We start from the raw sequence: 26457 nt of genomic DNA, 5'->3' as shown, positions 1-26457 counted from the left end.
TCTGTATTAGATGCTGGATGGGGGCAATTTCTGTCTATTTTGTCAGTCAAAGCCGCAAATGCTGGACTGATCACGAAGGCAGTAAACCCCAGAAATACCAGTCAAAACTGTTCTAACTGTGGAGCAAAAGTTCCTAAAGAATTAAAAGACCGCATCCACTCTTGTACTCATTGTGGTTTTACAGCGGATCGTGATGTGAATGCGGCAATAAACATATTGGATTTGGCGGTGGGACGTCCCGTCAGAAGTAAAGCTTGCCGAGTAACCGAAGGAATACCTGGTGTTGGCAAGAAGCCCGCGTTGTCCCGTTAGGGCAACGTCGGGAGTACGTCACTATGGGTTCATTAACCGAGGGGATGGATCAGATCATCGAACAAGTTGCCATTAATTTCCCTGGCACAATAGGGGTTCATTCAATGGCTCAAGCGGCAACATTTGCCTTCAAGAATAGCTGTCGTTGTTTGGGCAATGGCATTGATTTGTCTGTCTATTCCTTTTGTGACTCCCCCTCACCCTGGGTCGGCTGGGTGGGTCGAATTTCTCCAGAAAAAGGCTTAGAAGATGCAGTGGCAGCATCAGATATAACGGCTAAGCCACTAAAAATTATGGGTCTTATACAAAATCAACCCTATTGGCAGCAGATTCTCAACGATTACCCTAATGCCCCTCTAGAATACCTGGGTTTTCTCCCAACTGATCAACTCCAAAAACACTTGCGTCAGTGTCGAGCCTTACTGATGACGCCTCATTGGGTGGAAGCATTTAGTACTGTGGCAATGGAAGCCCTTGCTTGTGGAGTACCAGTCATTTCCTATGACCGTGGTGGATCAGCAGAAATTATCGAAGATGGTAAAAATGGCTTTTTGGTAGAACCCGATTCTGTGGAAGGCTTGGTAGAAGCCTTGGGAAATTTGGATAAAATTGACCGCCGTGAATGCCGTCGCCTCCTCGAAGTTAAATACTCTAATCAGGCCATGAGCGATCGCGTAGAGCAGTGGCTCTGGGATATTTTAAAGGAAAGTCGTGATAGTTGCTAGTTCATTAAGATTTGTAAATAAAAGTCATTTTGTAGTTTTTGATACAGAATAACTGCTATAGTTATAAATGTAAGGGAAGTTAATTCCATAACAATCTTATATAAGCAATCGGAGAAAGGAAAATGTCTACTCAAGAAAAAGCTAGGGCTCTGATGATGAATCACCATCACATGATCAAAAATCGTCAGCAATCTATGCTCGGTCGCGTTGCTTCCGAAGTAGGACTAGATAGCTTAGATTCTGACTACTGGGGTACTATCCAAGGCAAACCCCATCCTAGTTTCCGCTCTACCTATGACCGTAGCCATGCTGCACTTAGCTAGTACTGTGTCAATCTAGTTTTGGGTAGTGGTAAACAATTCGTGATTTTAGCTTCCGTTACCTTTACCAGACCGTAGCCAAACCACGACATCTTTACCACTACCCATCTTTGGCGGCTGTGGGCAGAACCAACCATAGTTTTGATTTTTAGAACTCTGCACTTAAAGGAGTTCTGGGAAACGGAATTACATCCCGAATATTTGCCATACCAGTCATAAATTGCACCAATCGCTCAAATCCTAAACCAAATCCAGCATGGGGCACTGTACCATAACGTCGCAAATCCAAATACCACCATAAATCTTCTGGATTCATCCCCTGATTCTGAATTCGCTTCTCTAATATATCCAGCCGTTCTTCCCGCTGAGCACCACCGATAATCTCCCCAATCCTAGGCGCAAGCACATCCATTGCGGCTACAGTCTTTTGGTCGTCGTTTAAGCGCATATAAAAGGCTTTAATCTCTACTGGATAATCCGTGACAATGACGGGCTTTTTAAACAACTCTTCGGCTAGATACCGTTCGTGTTCTGACTGCAAATCTACACCCCAACTGACCGCATACTCAAACTTACGATCCGTTTTCTCCAGTAATGCGATCGCATCTGTATAAGTAATCCGCTCAAACTGATTATTGATAATATTATCAGCAGTAGCGAGAACATTGTTATCTATCCGCTTGTTGAAAAATTCCAGATCTTCTGGACAGTTTTCCAATACTGACTTAAATACATGCTTGAGAAAGGCTTCTGCTAAATCCATATCCCCCTTCAAATCGCAGAATGCCATCTCAGGCTCCACCATCCAAAATTCTGCTAGATGTCGAGAGGTATTAGAATTCTCGGCTCGGAATGTAGGACCAAAGGTGTACACATCCCGAAACGCCATTGACATAATTTCTGCTTGTAATTGACCACTGACGGTCAGGTAAGTGGGTCGTCCAAAAAAGTCTTGAGTGTAATCGACTGCTTGATTATCGGTTTTGGGAATGTTCTTTAAGTCTAGGTTAGTGACACTGAACAACTCCCCCGCTCCTTCACAGTCACTAGCGGTGATAATTGGGGTATGAACCCACAAGAAGCCTCGTTCTTGGAAAAACTGATGAATGGCATTGGAACAGGCATTCCGCACTCGGAACACTGCACCTAGGGTATTGGTACGCGATCGCAAATGGCTAATGGTGCGCAAAAACTCAAAGGAGTGGCGTTTCTTCTGTAGGGGATAATTTTCATCTGCTTCCCCATACACTGTCACCGAGGATGCTTTTAGTTCAATGCGCTGTCCCTTGCCAAGAGATTCTACTAGTATACCAGTGACTTCTACTGATGAGCCAGTATTAAGCCGTTTCAGGATAGTCTCATAATCTGACAAGTCTGGATTGAGCACTACCTGTAAATTTGCCATGGAGGAGCCATCGTTGACTTCCATAAAGGCAAAGTCCTTTAATTCCCGTTTTGTGCGTACCCAGCCTTGAATGGTCAAAGACTGATCTGGTTGACCATTGCGCAAAACTTCAACAATCCGTCGAATTTCCATAGCTTTCCCCAAAATTCTGAGAGAATCGTAAACTTTTCTATATTACCTGGTGGTCTTTAGCTCTACAAATCTAAGTAAATATACTTATCAAGGGATAAATGTAAAGTTTAATGAACAAAAATCTCTAAATTGTTGCAATAAGTAAAGTAATCACTCATAATTATTAGACAAATGCAACGTTTGGTTAAGTTTCATCAAACGACTAGTCACCCAAGATAAGCAGTGGGGCTATTCACGCCAGGACAGAGTCGGGTTTGTCAGTAAATGGTTAGTTGGTAAAGGTGATCAGTAAGGATTAAGCACAATTACCGATTACCGATTACCGATTACCGATTACCGGTAAATGTCCTGGGTCAAGCTTGTAGCCCCAGTTGCGATCGCTAGCCAACGCCCTTCGGGCTAATCGCCTTTGGCGGAAGCTTTGCTTCATCGCACTCTGGTAATAGCTTCCATTAAAACTAATTTAGAGAGGTATTTGTAAATGGTAGGTTTGTTTAAGCGCAATAAATCCAAGGGCTTCTACCTGGAGCTAGACGAAAGCCAAACTAGCACCCCTGAACAACCAGCAGTAGAACAGAAGCCAGAACCAGCTAAAGCTGAGGCAACGGTGGAAACTCCGACCCCAGTAGCAACAGCTGAGGCAACAGTGGAAACTCCGACCCCAGTAGCAACAGCTGAAGCTCCTAAGCCCAAATCTGCTCGTCAAGCCAAGAAAGAAGAACTAGCAAAGGCTAAGGCTGAAGCAAAGGCTAAGAAACAAGCTGAAGCAGAAGCTAAAAAAAAGGCAGCTGCTCCTGAGCCAACACCAGTAGCGGCAATCACTTCAGCAGCAGCACTGGTTAATAACAAGGCAAAAGGGCAGCAGGAAACGACCTTTGCGACCAAATACGTACCAATGATCATGCCTCGTCGTCGTCCTGGTCCTAGCATGAATAAGTTCCTGGATATGGCTGCTCAGATGCAACAGCCTCGTTAATAGATTAGTCAAGAAATACTAATCCACTATATAACTGAAATGCTGGATCCCAAGGAGTCTCGACCAGGCGAAATAAGTCGATATGAGACTCCAGTTTTTCTAGCAGGTCTTGGTAGTCTAGAGCAGTTTGCGCAAAGGTGGTAAAGTCAGACCATACTGGTTTCTCAAGTAGCCGAAGGTTTAAGTAATCAGTCAAGTTGTTCCAGTTCTCTCTTGTAGTGCTTTGGTGTACACGAGAGTCTTGGGATTGCTTGTTCTGACGAGAAACTGACTTGGGGGTTAGAGCAATTCCTTGCTGAAATTGATAATTGCGATCGCATAGTCTGAGAATACTGTGGCGCTGTGGTAAATGCAAGTCACAAACCAGGGCATAGTCTAAGGTTTGGGTTTTACGAGTTAAATTCCGTCGCGCATCTAAGTCTACTACCTTCTCAAACAAAGGCAACCGTCCGTCTACTCGTTGGGTCACTTCCGACCAGTTAAAGCTAAAAGACCCCAACTGTCCCTGAGAGTTGTGACAAATTACAGTAGTTTCCTGGTCACTACTGTCATAAAAATACTTAACTTGATAGATATTAATTGTTTTGATATCTGCTACAGATGCCCACAAACATTTTATTGATGCTTCTCGCAGTAATGACCCATAATACTTAAGTTCTCCCACAGGTCCAGTGCGATATAAACGCCAGCCTCTAGTAGGTAGCTGTAGCCTTGCGGTGTAAGGGTCTATCCCCAGGATACGAGCTAAGTTTTGAGCTGCTTTTGGTTTATCTTCTTGGCTGATCGGCTTTAGGACTAATACTCCCAATTGATTACTTTCAGGGTCAGCAGTTGCTTGGGCTAAGGCTTCTCGGCGCTGTTCTTTTGCTGTAGCTTCTATGCGTGCTAGTCCCTGACGAGCTTGCGCCATAATTTTAGGAACAGGTGTTCCTTTCAGTAACTGTCGATAGATTCTTTCGGCTGCTTCTAGCTTACCTCTGACTTCCTGGAGCCGTCCTAGATAAAGCTGTGTCCAGGGATTATTGGGCTCTTGCTTCAGAAGTTTTTTAATTAATCGCGCAGCAGTTTGATAATCATGGTGCTCAAAGGCATCAGCAATTTGCTTAAGCATAGGGTTAGGTGTGATGTCACCAGTGTTAGAAATTAGGTAGCTCGTAGGGATACGCTACTGGAACCCTGTTAATAGTATAGCGCTAGTTTTATGGATTTAAGGCGCTAACCTTTTAAAGCGTTAAGGGATATTTAGGATAATTAAGGTATTAGATTAAATTAGCGCTATACTTTAGCCAAATTTATCTAGCGCTGATATTTTTAAAGCGTTAAGGGATATTTAGGATAATTAAGGTATTAGATTAAATTAGCGCTATACTTTAGCCAAATTTATCTAGCGCTGATATTTTTAAAGCGTTAAGGGATATTTAGGATAATTAAGGTATTAGATTAAATTAGCGCTATACTTTAGCCAAATTTATCTAGCGCTGACATTTTTAAGGGTTAAGGAGTACTTAGGATAATTAAGGTATTAGATTAAATTAGCGCTATACTTTGCCCGAATTTATCTAGCGCTAATTTAAATCTCCTCTATCTCCCTACTCCCTGCTCCCTACTCCCTGCTCCGTCACAAGTTTGTTACAAAAGTTTTTAAAATATGTTATAATAAAAGGTTATTTATATGCTATAATAGGATTATAGACGTGAAAACGTTAAGAGCCAGCCAACGATTTTCCAGGGTCTAGGGCTGGCTCTAGTCCCCCAGTTAAGGAGATACCTAAAATTATGACGTACTCTGAACGCCTCTATCCATGGGCGGTCATTCACCTATTGCCACAAATGCAACGGGTCGTTGTTGGTCGTTACCGGAACCGGTCCGATGCCGAAGGGCATTTGCAGGCGCTTAAACGACTGATGCCTGATGGGAAATTTATTATTATTTTTGATTTGCCTGAGCCTATGGACGAACAACCTGAGGAGTAAGATCGAAGAATGTGATCGCACAAGCGATCGCATAATTTCTTAGATTCTTGGAATTTAGGATAACTGTTGAAATTTCCGACAGTGAACGATTTTCACCCTTTGTTGCTGTTGCTAGTAGTATCATGATTATCGAAAATTGCTGGAAATCCCGACAGTAAAGGATTTTCAGGCTTTGTTGCTGTTGCTAGCGCTATTGACCTTTGGTCACGCTACGCGAACGTGATCATCCGAAATTGTTGTAATTTTCGATAACTATCGCCCGTTGATTAAGCTAGCGCTATCGTTATTAGCCCAAATTGCTGGAATTTTCGATAACTATCGCCCGTTGCTCAACCAACGCGCCATTGACATGCAGTCACGCTACGCTCCGGAAGCGTTTGGCCAAAGGCCTCCGCTACGCGAACGCAAAGCGTGGCCTTTGGCCTCAGCTTCCGCGCTTATGCGATCGCGAATTGCTGGAAATTCGGACAGTAAATGATTTTCAGGCTTTGTTGCTGTTGCTAGCGCTGTCGTGATCATCGGAAATTGTTGTAATTTTCGATAGCTATCGAAGTTGATTAAGCTAGCGCTATTGTTATTAGCCCAAATTGCTGGAATTTTCGATAACTATCGCGCGTTGCTCAAGTTAGCGCTATCGCGATTATCCAAAATTGCTGTAAATTCCGACAGTAAAGGATTTTCACCCTTTGTTGCTGTTGCTAGCGCTATTGACCTTTGGTCACGCTACGCGAACGTGATCATCCGAAATTGTTGTAATTTTCGATAACTATCGCCCGTTGATTAAGCTAGCGCTATCGTTATTAGCCCAAATTGCTGGAATTTTCGATAACTATCGCCCGTTGCTCAAGCTAACGCGAGTCACGCGAAGCTTCCGCGCTTATGCGATCGCATGATTTCTAAAATTGCTGGAAATTCCGACAGTAAAGGATTTTCACCCTTTGTTGCTCAACCAACGCAGTATCGTGATGATCCCAAATTGTTGGAATTTCCGATAACTACCGCGCGTCGATTAAGCTAGCAGTATCGTGATGAGCCCAAATTGCTGGAAATTCCGACAGTAAAGGATTTTCACCCTTTGTTGCTCAACCAAAACACTATCGTGATTATCCAAAATTGCTGAAATTTCCGATAACCAGGGAAATTGATTAACCTAGCAATATCGTGATTATCCCAAATTGTTGGAATTTTCGATAACTATCGTGGGTTGATTAAGCTAACGCTATCGTGATTATCCCAAATTGTTGGAATTTTCGATAACTATCGTGGGTTGATTAAGCTAACGCTATCGTGATTATCCCAAATTGTTGGAATTTTCGATAACTATCGTGGGTTGATTAAGCTAACGCTATCGTGATTATCCCAAATTGTTGGAATTTTCGATAACTATCGTGGGTTGATTAAGCTAACGCTATCGTGATTATCCCAAATTGTTGGAATTTTCGATAACTATCGCGCGTTGCTCAACAAGGAGCTATCGTGATTATCGAAAATTGCTGTAATTTCCGACAATCCAAGGATTTTCACGGCTTTGTTGCTGTTGCTAGTAGTATCCTGATTATCGAAAATTGCTGTAATTTCCGACAATCCAAGGATTTTCACGGCTTTGTTGCTGTTGCTAGTGCGATTGACATGCAGTCACGCTACGCGAACGCGATTATCCCAAATTGTTGGAATTTTCGATAACTAACGCGCGTTGATTAAGCTAGCGGTATTGACCTTTGGTCACGCTACGCGAACGTGATTATTCCGAATTGCTGGAATTTCCGACAGTAAAGTATTTTCACGGCTTTGTTGCTGAAGCTAGCGGTATTGACCTTTGGTCACGCTACGCGAACGTGATTATCCCAAATTGCTGGAATTTTCGATAACTAACGCGCGTTGATTAAGCTAGGCTATCGTGATTATCCCAAATTGCTGTAATTTTCGATAACTAAGGAAGTTGCTCAAGCTAACACGATTGACATACAGTCACGCTACGCGATCGCGATTATCCCAAATTGCTGGAATTTACGACAGTCGGAGGATTGAGTGGAAAAATTTAACTACTGTTATAGTTATTGACCGCTTTTGCTGGCCAATGTGAATGATAGCGCGATCAACACGGCTGAAGGCGTACGCACAATCATCGAAAATTGCTGAAATTTCCGACAGTCAACGAATTGGACTGAAAAAGTTATCCCAACCTTATGTCATTAACCTCTCATTATTGAGAATTGCCCACTCTTTCAAACTGATCATGCCTCAAAATTTAGGGCATAAGGCAATAGAAAGACCTAGTATACCAGCAATTCCTAACTATAAGGGTTTATTAGTCATAAGAATAGACGAAAGAATGGATTACGTCCTTTTTCAATTTTACTTCCTGGAAAAGGATGGTTTTCGAGTTGACAGCGACGAAAAGTGGGATTGCTACCTTTAGCAATCTCAACTTCTGGAGCAGCATTGCCATAGATTTCGCAATCTTCGATAGTGCCTAATCCATTGTTTGTAATCCAAATCCCGGTTTTTTTACCATCATAAATTCGACAGCTACGGATAGTAGGGTTGCCACCTTTAGTGATCCCCACTCCTGGATAAATATTACCATAGATGCCGCAGTCTTCTATGGTACCTAATCCATTGTCTGTAATCAAAATCCCGGTTTGTTTACCATCATAAATCCGGCAGCTACGGATGGTAGTATTGCTACCTTTAGTGATCTTAGCTCCTTGATAAGTATTGCCATAGATATCACAGTCTTCTATAGTTCCTAATCCATTGTCTGTAATCCAAATTACCTTTTGTTTACCATCATAAATCCGACATTTACGGATAGTGGGATTGCTACCTTTAGAGATCTCAACTCCTGTATCAGTATTGCCATAGATGTCGCAGTCTTCTATTACTCCTTGACCATTATCTTTAATCTGAATACCGTTACCTTGCCCATCATGAATACAGCAGCGACGAATAATGGGATTTGCTTTAGAACCACAAATAACTATACCACAGTCATAGGCGGTCAGATCACAATCTTCAAGGATTAACTGTCCCTTGGGGACACACACACCTACAGTGGATTCTCGCAAAGTGAAGCCTCGCACTATTGCATAGTCTGTTTGCCTCAGAATGCAGTTCAGGTTAGTGCCCTCAATAACAATATCGGAGACTTTCCCATCTCCTAAAATTTCTAGGGATTTATCAATAACAATGCTTTCTCTATAAATCCCTGGCTTTACTAAAATTCTGGTTTCAGGTTGGGCATTTTTAATCGCCTCCCCAATTGTTGTATAGTCAGCCGGATACGATTTAGCAACAACTACGGTTTTCTTTGAATAAAAATTACTTGTCACAGTCTAAAAGTATTTTCAGTAAAACGACAAAAAATAACTTTATAACCAGTTCCAAATTTATTGATATAAGAAGCTTCACTCTTTCTATAGCAAATATTATATCCCAAATTGAAGCTGCTGTGATAGATTTTTATATAAATAAAGATTGCTGATGGAACTCTATCCTACATTCCACAAGTATACTTATATCAATAAATAGTATAGCAGTTTTTAATTGGGTGAAGTACTTTGCTTATCTTTTTAAGGCAGAGGGCAGCAAGGCAAGAAGGTCTTAACAGCAATCAGCGCCAATAAAATTTAACACAAGCTTACACTGACATGAGCGCTCACCCCAGATTGGGAGAACGATTCACCGCTAGTTCCCCTAAACAGACCCAAAAATATTAAAGTCCCACTAGCCAAAAAGTTTGGTCAAAATTTCCACAGAAGGATCAACTTCCAGCCACACTGTAGCTCCACAATCCTTGGGACAATTGGGCTGATAAACCAACCGAGACGGTCCTTTGATTTCCACATAATGACCGTAGGTGTTGCGGTTACCTTGTTTGACGGTTAGTACAGGCTCGTAGGTGTTGTTCTTTTTATTTTGCCTAATGACGTTTTGGTTGACATGAACGTAAGTGGCCACCTTTTGGAAACCTCTTCTCCAGGTTCCCTTTGGTCCACGGCGACCGGGACTGACCTTGGGCAAGCCATTAAATAGGGGAATTTGCCAAAATCTGCCAACTTTTTGAGCGCCCTTAATTCTGCCATTTTTGAGAAGTTGACGGACTCGTTGGACACAAATCCCTAGAAGAAAAGCTGCTTGGGTAGTTCCGACCACTGTCATTTTTTTTGCTCCTTTAATTAGCGCTATACTTATTTTAACACATTATTTCTGTATTTGCAAAATTTTTACAAAAATTTACAAAGTGATACCGGGAATTTAAATAGCGCTACTCTTTTAGGGGTTGTAAAGAGTATATGGGATGATTAGGGTGGACGGCTATACTATAGCGCTAATTTATTTCGGGACTCATGGAAGCTTTACTATAGCGCGAACCTTATTTAGGATTTAAGGGATATATACAGTAATTGGATTTAATCTTTTTTTTAATAGCGCTATATTTATTTGGAGCGTAAATTATCTAGCGCTATTTTTATTTCAGTTAGCTTACTATAACGCTATAGTTTGCGAAAATTTGGTGATCAAAATTTTTTTACTAGCCCTACCCTTTTAGAAGAGTTAAGGGTTGTATGGGTTGATTAGATTGAATTTCACACTTAAACTAGCGCTATAGTAATTGAATTGAACCATGGACAAACCCAGTTTATTGCCTAAGTTGCCCATGGATGTTATTAATTGCTTAAGCAAAATCCTCACCGTTTGCCTTAACTGATGATTCCGACACTGCTGCTACTATAGACAAGCTAACAATAGGAGCAGTGATAGCTCGGAGAATACGACTTCCTAGAGAAACAGCGATAAATCCAGCAGCAGTGGCTTGTTCTAGCTCTTGAGTTGTCCAACCACCTTCCGGTCCGGTAGCAATGACAATGCCAGGATGTTGAGCAGGGTCTGTTTGGCCAGTATCCAATCCTAATCGTAAATCTAATAAGCAATTGAGTAGATGGGGAGCCTTTCCCCGAGCTACACAAATATAGCGATAGGCTTCTAGGGTTTCCGGTAACTGAAGACTATCGGAAAAGTCAACAGGGTCAAGAATTTTCGGTACAACTTCCCGTTCTGATTGCTCAGCTGCTTCTTGGGTAATCCGTCGCCACCTCTGGAGCTTTTGAGGACTAGGATTGAGTAAAGTGCGATCGCTTTTCAACGGCACAATCCGAGTCACTCCCAACTCCGTTGCCATCAGACAAATTTGCTCAAATCCACTCCCTTTAGGCATCGCAGCCATCAAGGTTACCTGTTTAGGCAATTCCGTTTGAATGTGCTCAGATGCGACAATTTTAGCTTGAGTCAAATCACCTTCTAGCTCGCTAACGTACCAGCTACCCTCTCCATCCATAGCAATAAAGCGATCGCCTTTTCTCAGCCGCAACACTCTAATTAGATAATGCTGTTGGGCATCAGTTAAAACAATCCCTTGGTCTTGACACTGTGTAGGTGATATCACCAACCGTTGCATACTGATTCTCTGACTACTGTTATTTCCAGAGCCGCTTTTCCCTCTTAACAGACTGTTTATTTAGGATAATAAGCACGGAAGAACGAGAATGTATTATTCTTCATTCTCAATTCTAAATTCTAAATTCTTCATTCTAACAGACAACCTTCAACCTTCAACTTCTCCACCAACTACCACATTCCGAATCCTTAAACTTGGTCCTGCACAGCCTACAGCTAAGCCACTTTGTCCACCTTTACCACAGCCACCGGATTCATCCCAATAGAAATCATCACCAATAGCTTCAATATCAGCTAAGGTCTTGAACACATTACCAGAAAGAGTAACATCTCGCACAGGTTCAGCAATTTGACCATTGCGAATCATCCAAGCTTCTCCAGCGCTAAAGGTAAACATTTCACCATTAGTCATACCTCCTAGCCAATTTCGAGCATAGACTCCTACTGTAATATCATCGAATAACTCTGCTACTGGAGTAGCTCCGGGTCCTATCCAAGTATTAGTCATCCGAACAATCGGCGGATAGTGGTAATTGAGACAACGAGCATTACCAGTAGGGGTTTCGCCTAACTTACCAGCAGTTTCGCGGGAGTGAAGACGTCCAACTAATACACCATCTTTAATCAACTGAGTGGTAGTGGCTGGAGTGCCTTCATCATCGTAGAAATAGCTACCCCGGTGTCCTTGGGGAGCAGCTCCATCAAAGATTTGTAATTCTTTTGGGCCAAAACGACGCCCTATACTCATCACTTCTAGTAAGTCAGGATTTTCATAAGCCATGTCCGCTTCAGATAGGTGTCCAAAGGCTTCGTGGACAAACAAACCAGTCAGGATGGGGTCAATGACTACTGTATAATTACCACCCGTAACTGGTGGTAATAACAGAGCATCTATAGCACGTTGAGCTGCTCCATGGACTTGTTGATCAAGATTGGTCAGGTCTTCATAGCCTTGGCGAGAGCCAATGGTTTCTCTACCAGTATGAACAGTATCACCATTACGAGCAGTAGCAGCAAAACGCATTTCGATATCAGCCCAAGACTGCTCTATCAAGGTACCTTCGGAAGTAGCAATGATGATGCGCTGGTTAACATCCCCATACCGGACAGAAGTAGTAGCAATGCTATTGTCATAACTTCTGAGAATTTGATTGTAGCGATCGCATAATGCTTTCTTCTGCGCCAAGGGAATTTGTCTAGGGTCTGTACCAGTCAGAGGTAACTGGCAAACATCCTGTATTGGTTCAATGGGAGCAAGGGTGGTTTCTTCATTACCCACAATCCTAGCTGCTGCGATCGCATCTTCGACTCGTTCTTTAATAGCGCTAAGCTGGTTAAAACTCGAAAAACCCCATCCTCCATTGTAACATGCTCTTACTTGTCCACCGATAGAAAGACCTTCACTAAGGGTTTCGATCTTGTCACCCCGTAATAAAATGCTAGTTCCTTCGGCTTCTTCTAAGCGGATAGCTAAGTAATCGACACGGGAGCCATATTGAGCAATTAGGTCAGAGAGTAAGTTTTTGGTATCGGTTAGGACAATGGACATAGTAGGGGAAAGAGCAAGGAACTATTCTATTGTGCAATGATTAGGGTATCGAGCGCTATTGTAAGCTATCAGCCATCAGCCATCAGTCATCAGCCATCAGCTATCAGCTATCAGCTATCAGCTATTACCTATCAGCTTAGGTTGTAAGTTTTACGTGATATAATATTAAGACTTACACTATAAATTAGTCAACATAAGCAGCCAGATAACGCTCAACCCTAAGCGCTTCAATAAGATTGACTACTTCTAACAATTAACTCTATTATCTGAGGGGGTGACATGAGCCCTGAAAAGCTTACTAGGTAAGGCTTTGATGCCAATTATTTCAGGAAAGATAAACTCCCAAATTGACCCTTCTTTGATGTTCTGGACGCTCAAACCCTTATAACTACGTCCAAGGTCGGTCCAAAACAGCATGTATCTTTTTGTAACAGATGAGCTGAATATCTTACCCAGTAAGGATTTTAGCTTGCATGTCACCCCCCCAGCTCTATTATACATAATTATCATCTACCTCTCAATGGATAATTATCCTTTATATTTTGATTATCATAACCATAATTAAATATCTAAAACCAATAATATTATTGCTTACTTCTTGATGTAGTGTCTAGTATACTTGCCGACTTTTCTGGCCACTATCCCATAATTATCACTAACTTTCAGCAAGAGATTGAGGGCGAGTGCTATTAATAATATGTGACATAATACCGAGCAGAGCCTCTAAATTACCAATAAAGTGTTCTTCTGACTCAATAGAAACCGAATTTTTGACTAATTTCATAAATTTCCAGAGGCTGCCAGTTGTAACTCCACCATAGATAAACGGAATAGGATTATTTTTTTGCTCATTAAAAAGTTGAGCAGCAACCATTTCAGCAATACACTGAGGGATAGCGGATTTAAGGTTATCGTTTTTTGCTTCAACTAGAATAGCAATGGGAGCAGTAACATCCAACTGTTCAGGAGAATGACTAATCATAAAATCACACCTACCGTTTAGCCCTTTACTTTTATCAATAGTAAACTCTGTCCCAGAGAAAAGGCTGATTTGACGGTTAAATTGCTTGCGAATTTCCACTAAAATAGGAGCAACAATCAATTCAGAGCGGGCTTTTTCGGTATCGATTTCCAATCCTAGAGGTAGGTTTTCTGCTAGAATCTCTTTTAATAAAGGGCTAGGAGTAACTGCTTCAACTGATTCAAACAAGTTAACTCGTTCTTGAATCGATAAGTTAAATTGATGTTTAAGTGTATCTAGAGTAAATTCACTGTAAGACATTTTATTAGCTTATATATATCTATATATAGCTGTTTGTTATCGGTTGATGCAGAAAGTTATGGCTTATGGTTTTTAGGGAGTAGGGAGTAGGGAGTAGGGAGTAGGGAGTCAGGATTCATATTTCATAAATTTGACCTATTGTCAAGGGTAGTATTATTGACAAAACAAATCGGATTACTAGATGGGATTACTTTATGCGTTCGCGTAGCGTGGCCTACGGCCAATCGCGTAGCGGCTCTTAAAGAGCATCACACTCACTTTATATACTAACAAAATAGTCACTAATTATGGTAGCATCAACATTAGTTGGTCATAGAGCAAAAATTATCTCTTTATAAGACTGGCTTAAGGATTACCGGAATAATACCAAATAGGTAGAGGGAGAATTAGTTAAAAAAAACGGTATCACCTTAACGCACAGTCTAATTCACGCTCAACTCCCCACTTACTTGGGTAATCAACCATGAAGCTTCAACAAACTAGCTATCATAATCGACCTCGATAATCTCAGTATATTCAAACTGATTTGGACTACGCCTTACCAAATCATAACGATTTCCAGCTAGCTCAATAATATCTTCTTCACAATCAGACTTAGGAGAATTGTAAGTCAACACATACTCTTTACCAAGAAAAGGAAGTATCTCATCAGCCACTTCTCCTCGCCACTGAGTCTGAGTCACTAAAACTACTAATTGATTCGCTAGTCTAGGCAAGATATGAGCAATTCGCCGACGATAGATTTCATCCAAGCTTCCAAAGGGAGAATCCATTACAATAGGAAAAGTACTACTATCAGGTCCCATCAGAGAATGCTCTTGACTCCAATCCCTAACTCGGTCAATAATTCCCCCGATAAAGGATAAACTTAGAATCTGATTTTCTCCCGTAGACGCAGCAACTAGGTTTTCTGCCCCAAGAGTACTTTCTACTAAGGTTAACTCATACTTATCACTCAACTTAGGAATGTAGGGTGTAAAGGAAATTGAGATAAATATCTCCTGGACCCGCTTTTCCAAAGAAGTCCGAAACTGAGTTTCCAAACGTTCCCTAACTTCAATTAAACGTTCAATAGAATCTTGAGCAGCAGCAATCCGTCGCTGTATCAACGCCTGCTTACTTTCATTCATTTTGTGCTTAGCAATCTGCTTATCCTTTAAGTCAATGTCTGTATCCAACTGTTCAAGTTGTTGTTGATTCCCTCCTTGTTCTAGAGTTAGCTCCCGAATCCTAGTATCTATCTCATCCAACTGTTGTTGGAGCAGACTGATATCCTCATCGGGAAAGTTACGTAACTTTTTCTTGATATCATCTAGTTGGGTCTCAATTCTAGAAAGCTCAGTTCTTCCCTGAGCAATAGTATCTTGTTGTTGGTCAACATCTTGCCAAAACTCAGGCACCTGTTGGCTAATTTCATCAACCTGGGAACCCATCCTTATTGCGGTTTCTTCCACTTCAGCCATTCCGGCTTTATCCATCCAGGCTGCTACTTGCTGATGAGCATGAGTTCCCTCAGTTAATTCTACACCACAGATACAGCGCTTGTGTTTGAGTAAATCCCCAACAAATTGCCGCTTAATCCCAACAGGTAATTCTCCTCTTTCGGTGATTAAATCTTTGACAATTTCTTGAAAAGTTGAGCTTACCTCTGAGAGCAGCACCGTATAGCCACGAGTTGATATAGCTCGTTTCAAAATATGTTGGCTTTGTTTTAGCTGTTCTCTAATTAACTTTTCCCTAGCTTCTAGTTCATCTCGCAGCTGTTGTAACTCCTGAGCGCCACCGAGTTCTAATAAGCGTTGACCAATTGTCTTCTTTAGCTGATCTTGATCCTCTAACTCCTGCTTGATTTCCCTTTGACGCTTTAGTAGACTCTGGCTCGTCTTTTCCGATTTTCTCTGTTGTTTAAGCAATTGCTTAGTTTCTGAGTCGCCAATTAAAGACAATTCATAGTCTAAGGTTTTTTTCGCTTCCCTTAAATGTTTAATGGAGCGATTTAAAACTTCTACCCCTAGCAAGGTCTTGGTTGCTTCCGCAACTTCCGACTTTTTATCCGAGCGTACCAGTTGTTCAATTCGTTCCCCATCAAAAAAGAAGTATTGGTGCAAACTAGCTGGTAAAATTTGACCAATAATATCCTCAGGTAGTTGTTGAGGCAATAACCAGCGTCCATCATCTCCAGCAATTTGGAGATACAGTTCCGTGTTACTTTGCTCAACTCCTACCTCAGTTTTGTAAGTACGACATAGACGTTTGACTTGGTAGCGTTTATTATTGTGTTCAAATGCCACTTCTACCCAACAGTCTACTGGTTTATTGAACTGAGCTTCAGCAAGAGCTCGCTTATTCAGCAGTTGGTCTTCTGAGGCAAAAGCAGCACTAAACTTTTCATAGAGTACCCACGAAAAAGCATTTAGTATGGTAGTCTTACCAGCACCATTATTCCCATGAATAATCGTAGTGTTTTGCTCACCACTGGCTAACACAATCACGGGAGTTTTACCATAAAACTGACGAAAATTACATAGCTGAATCGATAACAGCTTCATTGCACTTCTTCCTTGACAATTCTCAAGATATCATCATTAATATTACGGGGAGTTTTCATATAGAGTTTATCCTTTTCTGCTTGCAATACTCGCTCTATAATTCGGCGCACTTCTAGGGGAGCAGTGATAATCGGCTCCTGGACATCATGGAGTTCATTTTTGCTAGGAGAATAAGTAGAAGATTTTTCAGCTACTCTTCTGGAAATGACTGATGTAGCACCACTGGTAGAGTATCTAAATGTCATAACCGTATTTTTGAAAAAAGCGACTAACCTGTCAGATCGTATCCGGTTGTTTAGGTAGTGTTCTTTGTTATTGTTTGTTTTGGTAATCGGGAATGGTTAATAGGGAATAGCTTAGTACTAATCACACTTACCAATTCCCTATTACCAATTATCAATTACCCACGCTTTACACTATCGATGTTTCCGGACATGATACCATATATAGCCTGATTAAATTTATTGTAAGACTTTATTGTTTATTTATACTATAACCCAAAAATTTTGCAATATCTTAATAAAGAGGGTGACCCAAACCAGTACTCTATCTCTGTAGGTTTTTAGTTTTCGATTGAAACCTGCCCACAATCACAGACAATCAAAAATGAAAAACGCAATTACGGCCTTCGGATTTTCTCTATTAACTTTAATGTTGCCCTCTGAAGCTAGGGCATATGATTTAGATTTCAGTAATCTTTATGTGTTTGGTGATAGCCTATCGGATCCTGGCAATGTGTTCAATAGCAGTAAAGCAGGCAATCAGGTAGATCCCACCATTCCCCTCACCCCCCAGAGTCCACCCTACTTTCAGGGACGTTTTAGCAATGGTCCGATCTGGGTAGATTATCTAGCAGATTCTCTGGAAATAGAGCTCAAGCGATCTACTGACTTGTCTGTGGTGTTACCAGATTCGCCGATACTTTCTCCAATCACTATCACTCCCGATGGCCCTAGAGTGAGTTTTTTCTTCAATGGTGGGACTACTAGGGCATGTCGTCAGTTAAGCCAGATGACAGAAGCGGCGAGATGAATGGCTCCCAAAAAATTACGAGCAGTTTTATCAAGCGCGAGTTGCTATTGCCCTGTATTGCTTAAGTTTCTGAAAAAAGTTTTCGATCAGATGACGCCACTTATACATGTGCAAGTCATATGTTCAAAGTTGAGTACGATTGACTTTAGGAGGAATGACAGCTTGGCAGTCAGCTTCTTTTAATCGTTTGAGCACCCGCTCTGTCGCATCGTAAGCCTTGTCTGCAAGCAGTGCACCAATCTCATGTATACCACCCGCGTAACGCATCAGCTCCCTGCAAATCATGTGCTTGACCGGGGGTCAGATGAAACCCTGTGGGATTACTAGCGTGCATCACAGGTGGCATGAATTTTGGTAGATAAACCACCCTTACTGCGTCCAATTGCTTGTGTTAATGGTTTATCGTCTGGTGTTTTTTTTTGCACCAGCACCCTCGTTGATGAGCGCGTACAATCGTGTTCGTCGAGCGCAGCGTACTCGTTGTCTGCATCTAATGAGAGTGTCTTGAATACACGTTCTATCACACCACTTTCAGACCCTAGGCTATGACGCTTGTGCACAGACCGAAAATCGCCAAACCTCTCCGGCAAATCACGCCACGGAATACCTGCACGGTATCGGTACAGTACGGCTTCAACAAATAGGCGGTTATCTTTGGCATTTCCACCAACAAGCGCCCTCCTGGCCAGGTAGCATATCCTTAATTCGCTCCCACTGATCCAAGACGCAAGGCATACCGACGCATTACTTCCTCCTTAGTTGAGTTTTCCTGACTCCCCTCAGTTCTATAGCTGCACTGACTGGTTGTCAATTCTCTAACTGACGACATGCCCTAGTCAAAGCGTAAACTTTGCTTTTGGTGGTTCTCAAGCTGGATTAGCTGGCCTTGGTGAATTCGGGGCGTTGTTACCAGGATTACTCACCCAAGTCGCAGGGTTTACCAATGACCTGATTGTATCTGATCAGATCGCTGACCCCAACGCCCTCTATATTCTGTGGTCGGGTGCCAATGATTACCGGAGTGTAGACCCTCCTAATCCTACTGAGGTCGTGGGCAATATACAGACAGCAGTGAACTCCCTGTATAACTTTGGTGCTCGCAATTTCCTAGTGCTTAACTTACCAGATTTGGGAAAGATACCTCAATCACTGAGGCTAGGTAGTGTATTATCGACTCGCCTCACGGATTTGACCGACCAACATAACTCTCTGTTGGACTCCACCGTTAACGTTTTGAGCCAATCCTTAGCTGACATTAACCTGATATCCTTAGATGCCAATAACTTATTTAATCAGGTTTTGACCAATCCTGGAAACTTCGGTTTCACAAATGTGACGGGAACGTGCTTAGATGAAGCAACGTTTATTGCTTGTGCTAATCCAGACGAGTTTGTATTCTGGGATAGCATCCACCCAAGCACAGCTAGCCATCAGATCCTAGCGGAATCTACAATAGCATTACTGAAGTCCCTTGACAAGGATGAGTCTAAGTCTGTACCAGAACCAGTGTCTTCTGCCTCCTTAGGAGTGATAGGGCTGGCCTGGTTGTTTCGGAAACAGTTGAATAAATCCTGCTAGATTTTACTATTAACGATAACGTAAGCATTCAGGCGTCAGCTATCAGCTATCAGCTAATGCGCTACAGATGGTGCTACTTGAGGTGCTAGCAGGTGCTTTAACTACACGGGGTCGGATGAATAAAACGAGCAGGGATTTCCAACCAGCCGTACTAGCACCCCTCAGCTTGTTTACTACCTCCCGTTGATTAGCTGACCGCTGTTCGCGTAGCGTGGCCAACGGCCAACGGCTGATAGCTGAATGCTTACACGATAACACAGTGGCAGCTTCCCGAGCTGTCACCGTTGATCCTAAATTGATACTTAATAGTTTGATACTACTATTGGTAAATTCTATGGGGAAATTTCGGCGTTGCTTAATCATAGAATAGTTAAGCAAAAATTAGAATTTTATGAAACTTTCAATAATAACTAATAAGTAGGATTGATAACTTCAAAAGGTAGCAGGGAGTAGGGAAGTCATAAGAGGGAACTTCGGAATTGGGAATAGGAGAATAATCGTGTGTACCTCATTACTATGAAAAAAGCATATACTCTGATTAAAGTTATTGTAATACTTTACTTTTTATTTATACTATAATCCAAAAATTTTGCCAGCTCTTAATAAAGAGAGTAACCCAAACCAGTACTCTATGTCTGTAGGTTGTTAGGTTTGTCTTGAAAGGTCTACCCACAATCACAGACAATCAAAAATGAAAAACACAATTACGGCCTTAGGATTTTCTCTATTTACTTTAATATTGTCCTGTGAAGCTAGGGCATATGATTTAGATTTCACTAATCTTTATGTGTTTGGTGATAGCCTATCGGATTCTGGCAATGTCTTCAATATCAGTAAGGAAAGCAATCAGTTAAATCCCACCATTTCCATAATCCCCCAGAGTCCACCCTACTTTCAGGGCCGTTTTAGCAATGGTCCAATCTGGGTAGATTATCTAGCAGATGCTCTGGAGATAGAAGTGAAGCCATCTACTGATTTATCGGTGCTGTTACCGGATTCCCCGATACTTTCTCCGATCACTATCACTCCCGATGGTCCTCGGGCGAGTTTTTTCTTCAATGGTGCGACGAGTAATCAAAGTGTAAACTTTGCTGTTGGTGGTGCTCAAACCGGAGTGTCTGGCCTTGGTGAGTTCGAAGCGTTGTCCCCGGGATTACTGACCCAAGTAGCAGGGTTCACCAATGACCTAATCCTATCTGATCAGATGGCTGACCCCAACGCTCTCTATATTCTGTGGTTGGGTGGCAATGATTATCAGAGTATGGATATTCCTAATCCTACTCAGGTCGTGGGCAATATAGAGACAGCGCTGAACTCCCTGTATAACTTTGGTGCTCGCAATTTCCTAGTGCTTAACTTACCAGATTTGGGAAAGATACCTCAATCACTGAGACTAGATAGTGTATTATCGTCTAGCCTCACAGATTTGACCGAGCAGCATAACTCTGTATTGGACTCCACCCTTAACATTTTGAGGCAATCTTTACCTGACATTAACCTGATATCCGTTGATCAGTATGACCTATTTAATCAGATTTTGACCAATCCTGGAAACTTTGGTTTCACGAATGTGACCGAAGAGTGCTTAGATGGAACAACGTTTATTGCTTGTGCTAATCCAGACGAGTTTTTATTCTGGGATAGCACCCACCCAACGACAGCTGGCCATCAGATCCTAGCGAAATTCACCTTAGCAGCACTGAAGTCCCAAGACAAGGCTGAGACTAAGGCTGAGTCTAAGTCTGTACCAGAACCAGCGTCTTCTGCCTCCTTAGGAGTGATAGGGCTGGCCTGGTTGTTTCGGAAAGAGTTGAATAAATTCTTTTAGATAGTACCATCTAACATAACACAGTGGCAGCTTTCCGAGCTGTCACTGTTGATCCTAAATTGATACTTAATAGTTTGATACTACTATTGGTAAATTCTATGGGGAAATTTCGGCGTTGCTTAATCATAGAATAGTTAAGCAAAAATTAGAATTTTATGAAACTTTCAATAATAACTAATAAGTAGGATTGATAACTTCAAAAGGTAGCAGGGAGTAGGGAAGTCATAAGAGGGAACTTCGGAATTGGGAATAGGAGAATAATCGTGTGTACCTCATTACTATGAAAAAAGCATATACTCTGATTAAAGTTATTGTAATACTTTACTTTTTATTTATACTATAATCCAAAAATTTTGCCAGCTCTTAATAAAGAGGGTCACCCAAAACCAGTACTCTATGTCTGTAGGTTTTTAGTTTTGGCTTGAAAGGGCTGCACACAATCACAGACAATCAAAAATGAAAAACGCAATTACGGCCTTCGGATTTTCTCTATTAACTTTAATGTTGCCCTCTGAAGCTAGGGCATATGATTTAGATTTCAGTAATCTTTATGTGTTTGGTGATAGCCTATCGGATCCTGGCAATGTCTTCAATCTCAGTAAGGCACGCAATCAGGTAAATCCCATCATTCCCATCACTCCCCAGAGTCTACCCTACTTTGAGGGACGTTTTAGCAATGGTCCGATCTGGGTAGATTATCTAGCAGATGCTTTGGACATAGAGGTGAAGCCATCTACTGACTTGTCGGTGCTGTTACCGAATGTCCCGATACTTTCTCCAATCACTATCACTCCCGATGGCCCTCGGGCGAGTTTTTTCTTCAATGGTGCGACGACTAATCAAAGCGTCAACTTTGCTTTTGGTGGTGCTGAAACCGGATTCGGTGGTATTGGTGAGTTCGGAGGCTTACCGGGATTACTCACCCAAGTCGCAGGGTTTACCAATGACCTGATTGTATCTGATCAGATGGCTGACCCCAACGCCCTCTATATTCTGTGGGCGGGTAGCAATGATTACCGGACTTTTGACCCTCCTAATCCGACTCAGGTCGTAGGCAATATAGAGACAGCACTGAACTCCCTGTATAACTTTGGTGCTCGCAATTTCCTAGTGCTTAACTTAGCGGATTTGGGAAAGATGCCTCCAAGACTCAGGCCAGGTAGTGTATTATCGACTCGCCTCACGGATTTGACCGAGCAGCATAACTCTGTGTTGGACTCCACCCTTAACGTTTTGAGCCAATCATTACCTGACATTAACCTGATATCGTTTGATAAGTATGACCTATTTAATCAGATGTTGGCCAATCCTGGAAACTTTGGTTTCACGAATGTGACGGAAAAATGCTTAAATGTAAAGTTAATTGCCTGTGCTAATCCAGACGAGTTTTTATTCTGGGATAGCTTCCACCTAACCACAGCTGCCAATCAGATCCTAGGGGAATCCACCTTAGCCGCATTGAAGTCCCTAGACAAGGCTGAGCCCAAAATAGCCGCATTGAAGTCCCTAGACAAGGCTGAGCCCAAAATAGCCGCATTGAAGTCCCTAGACAAGGCTGAGCCCAAAATAGCCGCATTGAAGTCCCTAGACAAGGCTGAGTCTAAGTCTGTACCAGAACCAGTGTCTTCTGCCTCCTTAGGAGTGATAGGGCTGGCCTGGTTGTTTCGGAAACAGTTAAATAAATCCTGCTAGAGTTTACTATTAACTATAACACAGTGGCAGCTTTCCGAGCTGTCACCGTTGATACTAAATTGATACTTAATAGTTTGATACTACTATTGGTAAATTCTATGGGGAAATTTCTGTTAATCTTATCTGCGATCGCTTGCCTGTGTCAGACTGCTATAGCTCAGACAAAATCAAGGCGTTGGGTCAGAGTCATGTCAAATGCTCAGACAGGAAATATCCACTACTTCGATATCGATTCTTTGGTCAGCACCACTGATAAAATGGGCAATCCCATCCACTCCTTTGATAGTAGGATAGTATTTGGTAATCCTCTCGAACCAGGAGTGTATTCTGCCATTATCACGGTTCAAGTTAATTGCCCTGAGCGTTCCATACGTACATCGCGTTTTGAACAATACGATTCCCAGGGTAGTATAATTAGCCGAGAAGAATCGGAGAATGATTGGTACACAATACCCACACCCGATACTCCAACGGTTCATGTCATGAATGGTTTTCACACCTTAGCTTGTAAGTCTAATACTAATGTTGTAAACCGTTGACTGTTGACTGTTGACTATTAACTTTTAACTGTTGAGTCGGAACTCAGCACTTTCCGACTCAGGACTCAATTGATATCACTCATCAGAAGATTAACTAATTCTTGGGTGATAGGGAAACCAGTTTGTTGCTCAAAGTGTAAAAACATCGGACTGGGGTTAGCTTCAAGAAACACGTATTCACCATTTGGCTTTAAACGCCAGTCAATGGCCGTCCACTGGAGCCAAAACGCTTTAGTGATAGCTTTACACTGCTCTTGGACGGTCTTTGGCAGCCTGACCGGAATCAATTGAGCATCGATATCTTCTCGAAAGTCAAGAGACTTGGAGCGAATTTCTGCCGAGTACATCGAGTTCCCAATTACATAGGTGCGAATATTTGTACCAGGGATATACTCCTGTATAGTTATAGGAGAAAGCCGCAGGGCTAAGTTTAGTCGTTCAGGTTGTAGATGTTGTTCTGTTAAAAACTTGACATGAGCACCACCATAGACTGGCTTAAAAATTACTTGCTTACAAGACTTCGTAAACTTAATGATAGCGTCTGGATCATTACTAATGAGAGTATGGGGAATAGTTACACCCATTTGTTCAGCTTTGCTCAATTGTAGAGGTTTTTCCTTATGCAATTGATAAGCTTGCCATGAGTTTACCCAGTGAATTGAGGTTCCTTGCATCAACGTTCTTAGGGTACTCATAGCATCATTAAAAGCAACTCTATGCTGTAATGGATTTTTGATTGGGGGAATTTGAACTCCGGAAAAATTACGCCAAAAGATGCTACGAATATCTCTCAGACGTAATTGATATCCATCGGATAGGGTGAGAATTCCATCTTTAGTGTGTGGCTGCCAAGATAGTCGTAATTTAGTAGGAAACAGAGAAGTGTCAAGATAGTTTGTCTTGCCTCCAGCCTTAGTCAGAGCATGGTTGATATGTGCAGCGTGAGTATCTTCAGGATTGCCCAAAATTAAAATATTCATCTATTGCCAAACAAAACGAACTAGTATTTATACTGTTCTGCTGATTACCCAAGTTCTTTTTTTGTTTCGGTTTACTAGATAATAGTGTGGCTAATCAAGTCAATATCATACTTTGTTTGGTAAAAATTTGGGATTTTCAAACACCCTCTAAGCCAATTTAATTTGGGTATAATATAAGCTCTATTTCCCTGAACACAGGGAAATTTTATAGTTAAATGCATCCTGATATTACTCCGAAGATATACTGCACCCTATTGACAAATTGCCTAAATGCTGCAAGCATAAGCTGCTAATGGATCAGGGAGTTGTTAGTGGATTGCTCACCCCTTGAGGGCGACATTCCTCCCTATAGCAATCCTAATTCATTTGTGAACAATACTTTCGTTAAAAATAGTGCTCAGTTCTGAGTTGTTCAGTGTCAGCCATGCAAAGCGCGAGTGGGTGAAACCCCCATGAGCGACTGCATCGCTTCTGAGTAAGAACTGTTTAGGATTGCTATATTCCCTAATCTTTATAATTACTAAAAAATTGGCAAGTGTGCCAATATTGAGATTCTTTCCACTGACAATGGTTCAAGATGAATGCCTGAGAGATTTTGTTTGTGTTCGATAGCAGTTAAGTTGTTACTCAAAGCTTCGAGCAGGTCTGCCCCTTCTTCTAACAAGGCGCTTTGTGCTTGCACCCCCTTTTTCTGCGATGGCGAAGGTGGTAATACTGCCATTCTCCTCAATTGTATCGGTAACAATACCTTCTTCTTCACATGAGGTATGGGGAGTAGGGATATTTAAATTGTCGTGTTGAGCAGGTGGGCTGGCAAGTTGAGTATTCATAACTGCTTTTAATTCACAAAGCGCTAGTTCAAAAGGATGGTCTATCAGATGTAGTAGATTTTGCGTTCGCGTAGCGGTTCCGAAGGAACATCGCGTAGCGTGACCTTTCAGGCTTTGCCCGACGCTGCTGCGAACGGTCAATCGCGAAGCGGTTCCGAAGGAACATCGCATTTTCAATTCTCTTCGCTGATGCATCCAAGCCTTGACCTAAACATTTTCGGTTAGGGGACTCGGTTGATGCTATCTGCTCCTTAACGATTTGTTTTAGAGAAACAATCTCTGTATGTAACGATGACAAATTAACCTAGCTTTCGTAATCCAGATAATTACTGATCCTGTTAAATCTTTTACAGTTCTATGTCCGTAGATTCTCTAGTTTAGCTCTTATTAATGCATCAATACTAACTAAGTAGTCGCCCACAAAACTAGGGGAAGAGAAAGGAAACTCACTAAGGTAGACAAAACCACTGTCCGTGCTACTAAGGGAGCATCTCCCCCAAACTCAGTGACCAAAACTACCGTACTAATTGCTACAGGCATGGCACTTTGTAACACCAACACCTGTAAATTTAATCCCTCCAGTCCCAATGCTTGACCAACGGTATGGGCAATGAGGGGAGCTACCAACAAACGCAAGGTAGTCGCAAGTACCTCATACCGTCCTATCACCAAACGGGTGCGCGACAATTGTATCCCCAACACAATTAAATCGATAGGGATTGCTGCCATACCCAACTGGTGAATACCCTTATCTAGCCCTAAAGGCAGTTTTAAGCCCAATAAACGCCAGGTTAATCCTACCAGCATTGCCCAGAGTAGCGGTAGTTTTAGGGTTAAGCGCACTCCAGAACTAATGCTACCCCCTTTAAGCAAGGCTGGACAAATGGCAAACATCAACAAGGCAGCTGTGATCATGTATACTATAGCGCGTTCTAAACCCGGTGTACCAAAGGCAAAGGAATTGAGAGGAAGCCCCAGGTTTCCAGCATTGGGAAAAATAGCAGCAACCATAAAGCTTTTTTGGATAATCGCCGGTAATTTCAAAAGTTTGCCTAATCCCCAACTCAGTAGGTAAAGCAACACAGCGGTGATGATCAAGCCAGCGACTAAACCAGTGGTGCTTTCGGTAGACAGTGTTGTCCGATACAAGCTGTCTGCTATCAACGCTGGTACGAGAATATAAAGAGATAGCTGAGAAAGAGTTTGCTTGTCCAGAGACAAAGTGCGACCAGCAATAAATCCAATCAGGATAATTAAACCGACCGAAAAGACAGCAGGTAGAAGAACAGTCATTAGA

27 protein-coding genes and 2 pseudogenes are annotated in these 26457 nt (G+C 42.0%); 15 read left to right on the top strand and 14 right to left on the bottom strand.

The features are described from left to right. The 3 genes and pseudogenes from BJP37_RS02015 to gifA all read left to right on the top strand — a co-directional run. Positions 1-312 (top strand): zinc ribbon domain-containing protein (locus tag BJP37_RS02015; protein ID WP_143727947.1); only part of this gene is annotated, 312 nt, incomplete at its 5' end. Between the two features lie 17 nt (positions 313-329). After that, positions 330-1037: pseudogene (locus BJP37_RS02010) on the top strand (glycosyltransferase); the annotation flags it as partial. A 122-nt stretch (positions 1038-1159) separates the two neighbouring features. After that, entirely contained in the window at positions 1160-1360 is a 201-nt protein-coding gene (gene gifA / locus BJP37_RS02005; RefSeq protein ID WP_070390908.1) for a glutamine synthetase inactivation factor IF7A, read from the top strand. Between the two features lie 145 nt (positions 1361-1505). Here gifA and asnS read toward each other — a convergent pair whose 3' ends face one another. Then, positions 1506-2894 (bottom strand): asparagine--tRNA ligase, encoded by a 1389-nt coding sequence (gene asnS, locus BJP37_RS02000; RefSeq protein WP_075896069.1) that lies wholly within the window; start codon positions 2892-2894, stop codon positions 1506-1508. A gap of 481 nt (positions 2895-3375) precedes the next feature. Between asnS and BJP37_RS01995 the strand changes: the two genes are divergently transcribed. Further along, positions 3376-3870, top strand: coding sequence for a hypothetical protein (locus BJP37_RS01995; protein WP_075896067.1), 495 nt, complete (start codon positions 3376-3378; stop codon positions 3868-3870). A gap of 4 nt (positions 3871-3874) precedes the next feature. Here the strand turns inward: BJP37_RS01995 and BJP37_RS01990 are convergent, their stop codons facing one another. Next, entirely contained in the window at positions 3875-4981 is a 1107-nt protein-coding gene (locus BJP37_RS01990) for a tetratricopeptide repeat protein (protein ID WP_075896065.1), read from the bottom strand. Between the two features lie 665 nt (positions 4982-5646). Here BJP37_RS01990 and BJP37_RS01985 point away from each other — a divergent pair. From BJP37_RS01985 to BJP37_RS43190, 6 genes are all read left to right on the top strand, one after another. Continuing rightward, positions 5647-5844, top strand: a complete 198-nt coding sequence (locus BJP37_RS01985) for a hypothetical protein (RefSeq protein WP_075896063.1) — start codon at positions 5647-5649, stop codon at positions 5842-5844. 262 nt (positions 5845-6106) lie between these two features. Further along, complete coding sequence (locus BJP37_RS35380) at positions 6107-6322, top strand: hypothetical protein (protein ID WP_143727425.1); 216 nt, start codon at positions 6107-6109, stop codon at positions 6320-6322. 75 nt (positions 6323-6397) lie between these two features. Further along, a complete protein-coding gene (locus BJP37_RS35375; RefSeq protein ID WP_143727424.1) occupies positions 6398-6610 on the top strand; it encodes a hypothetical protein in 213 nt (70 codons plus the stop codon). A 710-nt stretch (positions 6611-7320) separates the two neighbouring features. Next, positions 7321-7527, top strand: coding sequence for a hypothetical protein (locus BJP37_RS35370; protein ID WP_143727423.1), 207 nt, complete (start codon positions 7321-7323; stop codon positions 7525-7527). A 35-nt stretch (positions 7528-7562) separates the two neighbouring features. Further along, complete coding sequence (locus BJP37_RS38205) at positions 7563-7712, top strand: hypothetical protein (RefSeq protein WP_158069356.1); 150 nt, start codon at positions 7563-7565, stop codon at positions 7710-7712. A gap of 89 nt (positions 7713-7801) precedes the next feature. Then, positions 7802-7927, top strand: coding sequence for a hypothetical protein (locus BJP37_RS43190; RefSeq protein ID WP_269086934.1), 126 nt, complete (start codon positions 7802-7804; stop codon positions 7925-7927). A gap of 229 nt (positions 7928-8156) precedes the next feature. Here the strand turns inward: BJP37_RS43190 and BJP37_RS01980 are convergent, their stop codons facing one another. The 7 genes from BJP37_RS01980 to BJP37_RS01945 all read right to left on the bottom strand — a co-directional run bounded on the left by BJP37_RS01980 (position 8157) and on the right by BJP37_RS01945 (position 16926). Further along, positions 8157-9176 carry a right-handed parallel beta-helix repeat-containing protein gene (locus BJP37_RS01980; protein ID WP_075896061.1) on the bottom strand — a complete coding sequence of 340 codons (1020 nt, stop codon included), beginning with the start codon at positions 9174-9176 and terminating at the stop codon, positions 8157-8159. Between the two features lie 394 nt (positions 9177-9570). Continuing rightward, positions 9571-10005, bottom strand: a complete 435-nt coding sequence (locus BJP37_RS01975; protein WP_008191437.1) for a helix-turn-helix domain-containing protein — start codon at positions 10003-10005, stop codon at positions 9571-9573. A gap of 517 nt (positions 10006-10522) precedes the next feature. Continuing rightward, positions 10523-11302, bottom strand: coding sequence for a 16S rRNA (uracil(1498)-N(3))-methyltransferase (locus BJP37_RS01970; RefSeq protein WP_075896059.1), 780 nt, complete (start codon positions 11300-11302; stop codon positions 10523-10525). 147 nt (positions 11303-11449) lie between these two features. Next, positions 11450-12850: a TldD/PmbA family protein gene (locus BJP37_RS01965; protein WP_075896057.1), complete on the bottom strand. Its 1401-nt coding sequence runs from the start codon at positions 12848-12850 to the stop codon at positions 11450-11452. Between the two features lie 655 nt (positions 12851-13505). Further along, entirely contained in the window at positions 13506-14132 is a 627-nt protein-coding gene (locus BJP37_RS01955) for a hypothetical protein (RefSeq protein ID WP_075896053.1), read from the bottom strand. A gap of 479 nt (positions 14133-14611) precedes the next feature. After that, positions 14612-16681, bottom strand: a complete 2070-nt coding sequence (locus BJP37_RS01950; protein WP_075896051.1) for an AAA family ATPase — start codon at positions 16679-16681, stop codon at positions 14612-14614. After that, complete coding sequence (locus BJP37_RS01945; RefSeq protein WP_008191425.1) at positions 16678-16926, bottom strand: hypothetical protein; 249 nt, start codon at positions 16924-16926, stop codon at positions 16678-16680. The genes BJP37_RS01950 and BJP37_RS01945 overlap by 4 nt, the downstream gene beginning before the upstream one ends. A gap of 361 nt (positions 16927-17287) precedes the next feature. On the opposite strand from BJP37_RS01945, the gene BJP37_RS01940 reads away from it, so the two are divergent. Continuing rightward, positions 17288-17713, top strand: coding sequence for an SGNH/GDSL hydrolase family protein (locus tag BJP37_RS01940; protein ID WP_075896049.1), 426 nt, complete (start codon positions 17288-17290; stop codon positions 17711-17713). Here the strand turns inward: BJP37_RS01940 and BJP37_RS01935 are convergent. Next, positions 17680-18458, bottom strand: a pseudogene (locus BJP37_RS01935) (IS5 family transposase). The gene BJP37_RS01940 and the pseudogene BJP37_RS01935 overlap by 34 nt on opposite strands. Positions 18459-18532: 74 nt before the next feature. Here BJP37_RS01935 and BJP37_RS01930 point away from each other — a divergent pair. After that, positions 18533-19291: an SGNH/GDSL hydrolase family protein gene (locus BJP37_RS01930; protein ID WP_229415545.1), complete on the top strand. Its 759-nt coding sequence runs from the start codon at positions 18533-18535 to the stop codon at positions 19289-19291. A gap of 42 nt (positions 19292-19333) precedes the next feature. Here the strand turns inward: BJP37_RS01930 and BJP37_RS38200 are convergent, their stop codons facing one another. After that, entirely contained in the window at positions 19334-19654 is a 321-nt protein-coding gene (locus BJP37_RS38200; RefSeq protein WP_158069355.1) for a hypothetical protein, read from the bottom strand. 328 nt (positions 19655-19982) lie between these two features. Here BJP37_RS38200 and BJP37_RS01925 point away from each other — a divergent pair, with 328 nt between their 5' ends. The 3 genes from BJP37_RS01925 to BJP37_RS01915 all read left to right on the top strand — a co-directional run bounded on the left by BJP37_RS01925 (position 19983) and on the right by BJP37_RS01915 (position 23350). Further along, the gene (locus BJP37_RS01925) at positions 19983-21119 is read left to right on the top strand and encodes an SGNH/GDSL hydrolase family protein (RefSeq protein WP_075896047.1); all 1137 of its coding nucleotides are present in this window, start codon (positions 19983-19985) and stop codon (positions 21117-21119) included. Between the two features lie 456 nt (positions 21120-21575). Beyond that, positions 21576-22811, top strand: coding sequence for an SGNH/GDSL hydrolase family protein (locus tag BJP37_RS01920; protein ID WP_229415161.1), 1236 nt, complete (start codon positions 21576-21578; stop codon positions 22809-22811). A gap of 98 nt (positions 22812-22909) precedes the next feature. After that, a complete protein-coding gene (locus BJP37_RS01915) occupies positions 22910-23350 on the top strand; it encodes a surface-adhesin E family protein (protein WP_075896045.1) in 441 nt (146 codons plus the stop codon). 65 nt (positions 23351-23415) lie between these two features. On the opposite strand, the gene BJP37_RS01910 is transcribed toward BJP37_RS01915, so the two are convergent. The 3 genes from BJP37_RS01910 to BJP37_RS01900 form a co-directional block, all read right to left on the bottom strand. Next, positions 23416-24330, bottom strand: coding sequence for an MvdC/MvdD family ATP grasp protein (locus tag BJP37_RS01910; protein ID WP_075896043.1), 915 nt, complete (start codon positions 24328-24330; stop codon positions 23416-23418). Positions 24331-24953: 623 nt separating this feature from the next. Further along, entirely contained in the window at positions 24954-25331 is a 378-nt protein-coding gene (locus tag BJP37_RS35365) for a hypothetical protein (protein ID WP_143727422.1), read from the bottom strand. A gap of 234 nt (positions 25332-25565) precedes the next feature. Further along, positions 25566-26453 carry an AEC family transporter gene (locus BJP37_RS01900; RefSeq protein WP_075896039.1) on the bottom strand — a complete coding sequence of 296 codons (888 nt, stop codon included), beginning with the start codon at positions 26451-26453 and terminating at the stop codon, positions 25566-25568. Between the last annotated feature and the right edge of the window lie 4 nt (positions 26454-26457).

This window comes from Moorena bouillonii PNG, assembly GCF_001942495.1.
Classification (GTDB): domain Bacteria; phylum Cyanobacteriota; class Cyanobacteriia; order Cyanobacteriales; family Coleofasciculaceae; genus Moorena; species Moorena bouillonii.
Note: the sequence above shows the minus strand (reverse complement) of the source record. Positions and strands in the feature narration are given on the sequence as shown.